8 protein-coding genes are annotated in these 8,033 nt (G+C 38.5%); all 8 read left to right on the top strand.

Annotated features, from left to right (window positions below):
- Positions 1-159: 159 nt before the first annotated feature.
- The 8 genes from B2R82_RS05320 (at position 160) to lysS (ending at position 7,534) form a co-directional block, all read left to right on the top strand.
- A complete protein-coding gene (locus B2R82_RS05320) occupies positions 160-1,569 on the top strand; it encodes an anthranilate synthase component I family protein (protein WP_286923884.1) in 1,410 nt (469 codons plus the stop codon).
- A complete protein-coding gene (gene pabA, locus B2R82_RS05315) occupies positions 1,566-2,147 on the top strand; it encodes an aminodeoxychorismate/anthranilate synthase component II (RefSeq protein ID WP_286923883.1) in 582 nt (193 codons plus the stop codon). Before B2R82_RS05320 ends, pabA begins: the two co-directional genes overlap by 4 nt.
- Positions 2,148-2,987 carry an aminodeoxychorismate lyase gene (gene pabC, locus B2R82_RS05310; protein WP_286923882.1) on the top strand — a complete coding sequence of 280 codons (840 nt, stop codon included), beginning with the start codon at positions 2,148-2,150 and terminating at the stop codon, positions 2,985-2,987.
- Positions 2,988-3,000: 13 nt separating this feature from the next.
- A complete protein-coding gene (gene folP / locus B2R82_RS05305) occupies positions 3,001-3,855 on the top strand; it encodes a dihydropteroate synthase (protein WP_286923881.1) in 855 nt (284 codons plus the stop codon).
- Positions 3,855-4,220, top strand: a complete 366-nt coding sequence (folB, locus tag B2R82_RS05300; protein WP_286923880.1) for a dihydroneopterin aldolase — start codon at positions 3,855-3,857, stop codon at positions 4,218-4,220. The genes folP and folB overlap by 1 nt, the downstream gene beginning before the upstream one ends.
- Positions 4,220-4,738 carry a 2-amino-4-hydroxy-6-hydroxymethyldihydropteridine diphosphokinase gene (gene folK, locus B2R82_RS05295; RefSeq protein WP_286923879.1) on the top strand — a complete coding sequence of 173 codons (519 nt, stop codon included), beginning with the start codon at positions 4,220-4,222 and terminating at the stop codon, positions 4,736-4,738. The genes folB and folK overlap by 1 nt, the downstream gene beginning before the upstream one ends.
- Before the next feature lie 76 nt (positions 4,739-4,814).
- Positions 4,815-5,855, top strand: a complete 1,041-nt coding sequence (dusB, locus tag B2R82_RS05290) for a tRNA dihydrouridine synthase DusB (protein ID WP_286923878.1) — start codon at positions 4,815-4,817, stop codon at positions 5,853-5,855.
- Positions 5,856-6,040: 185 nt separating this feature from the next.
- Positions 6,041-7,534 carry a lysine--tRNA ligase gene (gene lysS, locus B2R82_RS05285; RefSeq protein WP_283870283.1) on the top strand — a complete coding sequence of 498 codons (1,494 nt, stop codon included), beginning with the start codon at positions 6,041-6,043 and terminating at the stop codon, positions 7,532-7,534.
- The last annotated feature ends 499 nt before the right edge of the window (positions 7,535-8,033 follow it).

Raw genomic sequence — 8,033 nt, 5'->3', positions numbered from 1 at the left:
TAGTATTTCAACAACATGAAAGGTTCCTTTAACGAGGAGCCTTTTTTCTGTTAAAGGGAATTGTATGAAATTTATTAGAACGATTTAAAAATATTCGCTTCTCAGCAATATTCAAGTTAAGATGGTATCACATCAAATGATTTAAAGGGGAATGGCAGCTTGAAGACAATACTAACGAAAACAATAACGATGACTGCAGATTCGTTTTTTTATAGCTATAAAAAGCAAGTAGCAGCAGAACAAGCACATGTATTTTTAGAAAGTGGACGTGGAGGACATTTTACGATAGCCGCATGGAATCCATTAGCCATAGCGCAATCAGTTAAGGATGGACTACTTGTGAAGTGGCGAAATGGTGATAGTGAAATTCTACTGGGTGAATCCCTATCATTATTAGAGGATTTGGTAGCAAAATATCAAGTTTCATACAATGGTACCCTTCCAGTATTTCAAGGTGGAGCAATCGGATTTGTAGCGTATGATTATGCGCGAAAAATTGAAGAATTACCAGATTCCGCAGAGGATGATTTACATGTTCCTGATATATATTTTTATATTTTCGACTGCTGGGCTGTACATGATGTGAACACAAATGAAGTAACGCTTATGAAGCTAGAAAGCAGTGATGTCAATTTAGAAGATTGGGCTAATGTATGGCATGTAGCGGCAGTAGCAGGTTTAAATGACCGCAAATTTGAAAAAACAAGTGCTGTAGAAATAGTAAATGATGAAAGTGAATTACTAGTATCATTTGCAGGAACGGACTTTGAAGAAGCAGTAAGCAGAATTCAATCTTATATAGCGCAAGGCGATGTATTTCAAGTGAACTTATCTGTTCGTCAATCTAAAAAATTAACTGCCTCAGCGATGGATGTATACGAAGCATTACGTACTTTCAATCCATCTCCTTATATGGCTTACATTGAAGCACCGGACTTTGCGGTTGTCTCTGGATCACCGGAGCTTTTAGTGAAGCGTCATGGAAATGAATTGTCTACACGACCAATAGCGGGTACAAGACCTAGAGGGAAATCTGAGGAAGAGGATATAGAATTAGCAAAGGAATTAATCGATAACGAAAAGGAACGAGCAGAACATGTAATGCTCGTTGATTTGGAGCGCAATGATTTAGGACGAGTATCCACATATGGAACAGTAGAGGTGGATGAGTTTATGGTTATTGAACGATATTCTCATGTAATGCATATAGTGTCTAATGTGCGAGGAGAAATCGCTAAAGGTAAATCAAATGCAGATGTAATACGTGCTATGTTCCCAGGCGGTACAATTACAGGTGCCCCAAAAATTCGTACGATGGAAATAATTGAAGAATTAGAACCTGTAAGACGTGGGTTATATACAGGCTCAATTGGCTGGCTTGGCTACACATGTGATATGGAATTCAATATTGTTATTCGTACAGCCTTTATAAAACAAGGTGTAGCACATATTCAGGCTGGAGCAGGAATTGTCATTGACTCTGTGCCGCAGCGAGAATATCAAGAGTCTTTGAATAAAGCGAAGGCTATGTGGCAGGCAAAGGCAATGGCGGAGGAGCGAGCAAAATGATTTTAATGATTGATAACTATGATTCTTTTACGTATAACCTAGTTCAATATTTTGGGGAATTTGGTCATGAACTCGTTGTGAAAAGAAATGATACATTAACAGTAAAGGATATTGAGCAACTTGCACCCGATATGATTGTTATTTCACCTGGACCATGCAGTCCGAATGAAGCGGGTGAAAGCCTGAACATTATTAAATATTTCGCGGGAAATATTCCGATTTTAGGTGTTTGTCTCGGGCATCAGGCGATAGCACAGGTATTTGGAGGAAATGTTATTCGAGCAGAACGTTTAATGCATGGAAAAACTTCTCCTGTATTACATGCTGACAGAGGTCTACATAAGAACATGCCAAATCCGTTTCAGGCTACTCGTTACCATTCCCTCATTGTAGAAAGGGAAACACTACCAGAATGCTTTGAAGTAACTGCCTGGACAGATGAAGGTGAAATTATGGGCATTCGCCACAGGGATTATCCTATTGAAGGTGTCCAGTATCATCCAGAATCTATAATGACAGAGCAAGGGAAAAAGCTTCTGTACCAATTTATTGAATTGTATGTAGAGGGAGCGAAGTAAATGTATTGTTGGATGAACGGAGAGTATCTAAAGGCGGAAGATTTGCGTATTTCACCATTTGATCATGGATTTTTATATGGCTTGGGTTTTTTTGAGACATTTCGGACATATGGAGATAAAGTATTTGAGTGGGACATGCATATGGAAAGGTTACACGTTGCTTTATCACAATACCATATCCATTTGGCATATTCTTCAGAAGCATTACTAGAGGTTGTTCAGCATTTAAATAAACAATCTAATGGACAAGATGGTTATTTCCGTCTAAATGTATCTGCTGGGGAACATGGTATTGGGCTACAGCCAGCGGAATACAAACAACCAAATGTTATTGTTTTTCGTAAAGAATTACCGTCCGCACCTAGAGGTACAGAAAAAAACGCACAGTGGCTAGAGACGCCACGCAATACTCCTGAAAAGGGAGTCCGCGTTAAGTCACATCATTATGGGAATAATGTTCTTGGTCGCTTTGAAATGCCATCCTTAGCACAACAGGAAGGCTTATTTTTAACTAGAGATGGCTATGTGGCTGAAGGTGTAACATCAAATGTTTTTTGGGTAAAAAATGATATACTATATACGCCTTCCTTGGACACAGGCATTCTACCAGGTATTATCCGAGGATGGGTGATCAAAAAGGCGTCATCTCTAGGCATTTATGTAAAGGAAGGGCTCTTTGCCAAGGAAGATGTCGAGAATAGTGCTGAATGCTTTATTACGAACTCCATACAAGAACTTGTGCCAATTCGTAAACTAGCCAACAAACAATTGCTAGGCAAGGAAGGGCCTATTTATTCGAGTATCCATGAAGCGTTTATCAAAGAAGTGGAGCAGGGATAGAAGGAGCGTTATCATGCTAGAAAAATATATATCACCATTAACGATTAATGGTATTACTTTAGACTATAAAAAAGAAACAATTGTAATGGGTATTTTAAATGTCACACCAGATTCATTTTCGGATGGTGGCAAATACAATAACGTAGAAGCTGCTGTTGCACAAGCGAAAAAAATGGTAGCTGAGGGAGCTAAAATCATTGATGTTGGCGGAGAGTCTACTCGCCCTGGCTATACACGTATCTCGGATGAGGATGAAATAGCCCGCATTGTTCCAGTGATTCAAGCCCTAGTGGCTGAAGTACCAGCAGTTATATCAATTGATACGTATAAGGCAAATGTCGCCCGTGCTGCAATAGAAGCTGGAGCACATATCATTAATGATATTTGGGGAGCGAAGGCTGAGCCCGAGATTGCTAAGGTCGCAGCAGAGTTGCATGTTCCGATTATTTTAATGCATAATCGTGAAAATACCGATTACGGCTTAGACTTTTGGACAACTGCAAGAACGGATTTGGAGAATAGTATCGCCATTGCTCATGGTGCTGGAGTTCCTGATAGCCATATAATTTTAGATCCAGGCATTGGATTTGCCAAAACTACAGAGCAAAATATAAAAATGATGCAACATTTAAACGATTTAGTGACAATGGGCTATCCCGTTTTGCTAGCAACATCACGTAAATCAATGATTGGTAATGTTTTGAAACTACCTGTTGAGGAACGGATAGAAGGCACTAGCGCAACAGTTGTTTATGGTATAGAAAAGGGGTGTCATATTATTCGTGTACATGATGTACAGGAAATGGCACGAGCTACCCAGATGACCGATGTATTAGTTGGTAAACGTACTTATAAGGAGGAAGCGTAATGGACTATATTCATTTAAAGGATATGCAGTTTTATGGTTATCATGGTGTATTATCAGCTGAAACAACACTTGGTCAACGCTTCCGAGCGAATGTTTCACTTGCGGTAGATATGACAGAGGCTGGGGAAACAGATGATCTGAACTATACGGTAAACTATGCTGAAGTTTATGCGCTGTGTCGTGACATCGTTGAAGGTGAGCCTTTAAAGCTAATAGAAGCGCTTGTTACGAACATAGCAAATAGTATCCTAGAAACATACGCAGATAAAGTGAAAGGTGTTCGTGTAGAGCTTATTAAACCGGACCCACCCATACATGGTTACTATAAAGAAGTTTCAGTTGAAGTAACGAGGGGTGAGTTTTAATGAATAATGTCTATCTATCAATTGGCACTAATATGGGAGAGCGCTTAGAAAATCTCCAACATGCCGTAGAGCTTTTAAAAGATAATAAAGGGATTGAGGTTGTCCGTATTTCCTCTGTTTATGAAACGGCTGCTGTTGGCTACACTGATCAAGCTGATTTTTTAAACATTGCAGTTCATATTAAAACTGCTCTATCTTCTTCTGAAATATTGACCATATGCCAATCAGTTGAGCAGGAACTAGGGCGTGTACGTGAATTTAGATGGGGTCCTCGCATCATAGACCTTGACATTTTGCTATACAATCATGAAAATATTGAAACTGAGAGCTTAATTGTTCCACATCCAAGAATGTATGAGCGGGCCTTCGTGTTAGTCCCGTTGGTAGAAATTACACCTGTACCTGTTGGAGAACAATTACAACAAGCACACCACATATGCCAACAATTAAATTATGTAGACGAAGGTGTAACCTTGTGGTTGGAGTCTAAGAAGCTAGTGTTGCAATCAGCCAATTAACAATTGTGCGTATGGATAGTTAATCATTTCATTGCATTGTAGGATATGTAAAACCCATCGAAGGAGGAAATCACCATTGAGTCAAGCAACTGAGAAGCCGTTTCAGATTGGCGATATTGTTATGGACAACCGTGTCGTATTAGCGCCAATGGCTGGAATTTGTAACTCTGCATTCAGACTAACTGTTAAAGAGTTTGGAGCAGGGCTTGTATATGCAGAAATGATTAGTGATAAAGGGATTGTCAATAAGAACGAAAAAACTTTAGGTATGCTTTATATTGATGAGCGTGAGAACCCACTTTCACTACAAATTTTTGGTGGAGATAAGGCAACATTAGTAGAGGCAGCAAAATATGTAGATGTAAATACAACTGCAGATATTATAGATATCAATATGGGTTGCCCTGTTAATAAAATTATTAAATGTGAAGCTGGCGCTCGTTTACTTTTAGATCCGAATAAATTATATGAAATGGTAGCGGCAGTTGTAGATGCTGTTGAAAAACCTGTTAGCGTAAAGATGCGTATTGGCTGGGATGACGAGCATATCTTTGCTGTCGAGAATGCACAAGCAGCAGAGCGTGCAGGTGCATCTGCAGTAGCGGTTCATGGACGTACTCGAGTGCAAATGTATGAAGGGAAAGCAAATTGGGACATTATTCGTCAGGTGAAGGAAAATGTAAAGATTCCAGTACTGGGTAACGGTGATGTTGAGACACCTTTAGATGCTAAACGGATGTTAGATACAACTGGCGTAGACGCTGTAATGATTGGTCGCGCTGCCCTAGGCAACCCTTGGATGATTTATCGTACAGTTCAATACCTAGAAACAGGAGAGTTAAAGGACGAGCCAAGTGTTCGTGAAAAGATTGATGTGTGTTTACTTCATTTCGAGCGTCTTATCCAATTAAAAGGTGAGGCTGTGGCAGTACGTGAGATGCGTAAACATGCCTCGTGGTATTTGAAGGGGATAAGAGGGAACGGGAAAGCTCGTAATGCTATTAATCAAACTGAAACAGCACCTGAGTTTCGCGCCTTATTAAATGATCTTGTGCAAGACTATGAAGAAAATGAATCCAAGTTAATCGTGTCAGTACCAAAAGAATTAATTATGTAATTACCTGAAGGCGTCTCAATGCTAAGAAAGAGACGCTTTTTTGTTACAACAATTAATTTTCAGAATCATTAATCATTTTCGTCGCCCTCGAAAAAAAATTGAAACAGATGATTACAGCACTAAAATTGTGTACAATAGAAATATTATGGACGTAAACGCGGACAATTTAATAAGGAGTGAAATAAGTGTCAAATATAGAAGAGTTAAATGATCAGCTTTTAGTGAGACGCCAAAAAATGACGGCTATCCAAGAGAACGGTCAAGATCCATTTGGAAGTCGTTTCGAGCGTACACATTTATCAACGGAAGTACGTGAGCAATTTGCAGATCAAACAAAAGAACAGCTAGAAGAACATTTACAAGAAGTGATTATTGCAGGTCGCATTATGACTAAACGTGGTAAAGGGAAAGCTGGCTTTGCACATATTCAAGATTTAGGTGGTCAAATTCAAATTTACGTTCGTCAAGATCATGTTGGCGAAGAAGCATATGAGCTATTTAAACAAGCTGATCTTGGAGATATTGTTGGAGTTCGAGGAAATGTATTCCGGACGCAAGTAGGGGAACTTTCAGTAAAGGCTGAGGAGTTTACATTCTTGACAAAAGCATTACGCCCTATGCCAGAAAAATTCCATGGCTTACAGGATGTGGAGCAACGTTATCGTCAACGTTATTTAGACTTAATGACAAATGAAGATAGTAAAAAAACGTTTATTGCGCGTTCTAAAATCATTCGTTCAATTCGTAATTACTTAGATAACGCAGGATACTTAGAAGTAGAAACACCAATGCTTCATACGATTGCTGGTGGTGCTGCGGCCCGTCCATTTATTACACACCACAATGCACTTGATATGGAATTATATATGCGTATTGCAATTGAATTGCATTTAAAACGTTTAATCGTTGGTGGACTAGAAAAAGTATATGAAATTGGTCGTGTTTTCCGTAATGAAGGAATTTCAACACGTCATAATCCTGAATTTACGATGATAGAGCTATATGAAGCATATGCTGATTATAAGGATATAATGTCCCTAACAGAAAATCTTATTGCTCATGTTGCACAAGAAGTTCTTGGTACAACGACAGTTCAATATGGAGAAGATGAAATCAACCTTGCTGTAGGCTGGAAACGCGTGCATATGGTAGATGCGGTAAAAGAAATGACAGGCGTAGACTTCTGGCAGCCAATGACTGTAGAACAAGCCCAAGCACTTGCTAAAGAGCATGGTGTAGAGGTTAAAGAAGCTCATGAAGTGGGTCATATTATTAATGAGTTCTTTGAGCAAAAGGTTGAAGAAACACTTGTACAACCAACATTTATTTATGGTCATCCAGTAGAGATTTCCCCTCTAGCAAAGAAAAACCCAGAGGACGAGCGTTTTACAGATCGTTTTGAGCTATTTATTGTGCGCCGTGAGCACGCAAATGCTTTCACAGAACTAAACGATCCAATCGATCAACGAGAGCGTTTTGAGGCACAAATGGCTGAAAAAGCAGCAGGTAATGATGAAGCGCATGAGATGGATAATGACTTTATTGAAGCGTTAGAATTCGGTATGCCTCCAACAGGTGGTTTAGGTATTGGTATCGACCGTTTAATTATGCTTCTTACAAACTCACCTTCAATTCGTGACGTACTATTATTCCCAACAATGCGTCATATTACAAAGTAATTAGAAGATGCAAACCTGAATGAACAGCTTTTAAATATTAGGAGTCAGAGGTGTTAATAATTAATTAGCACCATGACTCCTGTTTTTGTTTCTAAACGTGATTGTACAGAATTAGTTGAGATTTATATAAAAGAAATGTATATTTAAACAAATAATCATATATAATATGAGTTTACAATTTTTTATCTCTCTCGAAAATACGTAAAATAGCTTGCAAAATCAGAGATTTTACAAAGGATAAATAAATTATATAAAATTACTTGCATTGTTATATGAACCATGATAGATTATTACTTGTCGCTAAGACGACGTAAGAGTCGACATCAAAAACATGAAGTTCTAAAAAAGGTGTTGACATCAAAAAAAGATTATGATATATTTTGAGAGTTGTCTCTTAAATAACTAAGATGAAATAAATTAGTTGTTGACAACTGAAAAAAAGATGTTATAATAGAATGGTTGCTGATAACGCAATCCAAAATGAACCTTGAAAACTGAA

The organism is Lysinibacillus sp. UBA6686, from assembly GCF_002455205.1.
GTDB classification, from domain to species: domain Bacteria; phylum Bacillota; class Bacilli; order Bacillales_A; family Planococcaceae; genus Lysinibacillus; species Lysinibacillus pakistanensis.
This window is presented reverse-complemented; position numbering and strand designations above follow the sequence as displayed.

Coding starts and splice junctions, on each gene's coding strand:
- pabA (WP_286923883.1), top strand. CDS start 1,566: ATGATTTTAATGATTGATAACTATGATTCTTTTACGTATAACCTAGTT.
- pabC (WP_286923882.1), top strand. CDS start 2,148: ATGTATTGTTGGATGAACGGAGAGTATCTAAAGGCGGAAGATTTGCGT.
- folP (WP_286923881.1), top strand. CDS start 3,001: ATGCTAGAAAAATATATATCACCATTAACGATTAATGGTATTACTTTA.
- folB (WP_286923880.1), top strand. CDS start 3,855: ATGGACTATATTCATTTAAAGGATATGCAGTTTTATGGTTATCATGGT.
- folK (WP_286923879.1), top strand. CDS start 4,220: ATGAATAATGTCTATCTATCAATTGGCACTAATATGGGAGAGCGCTTA.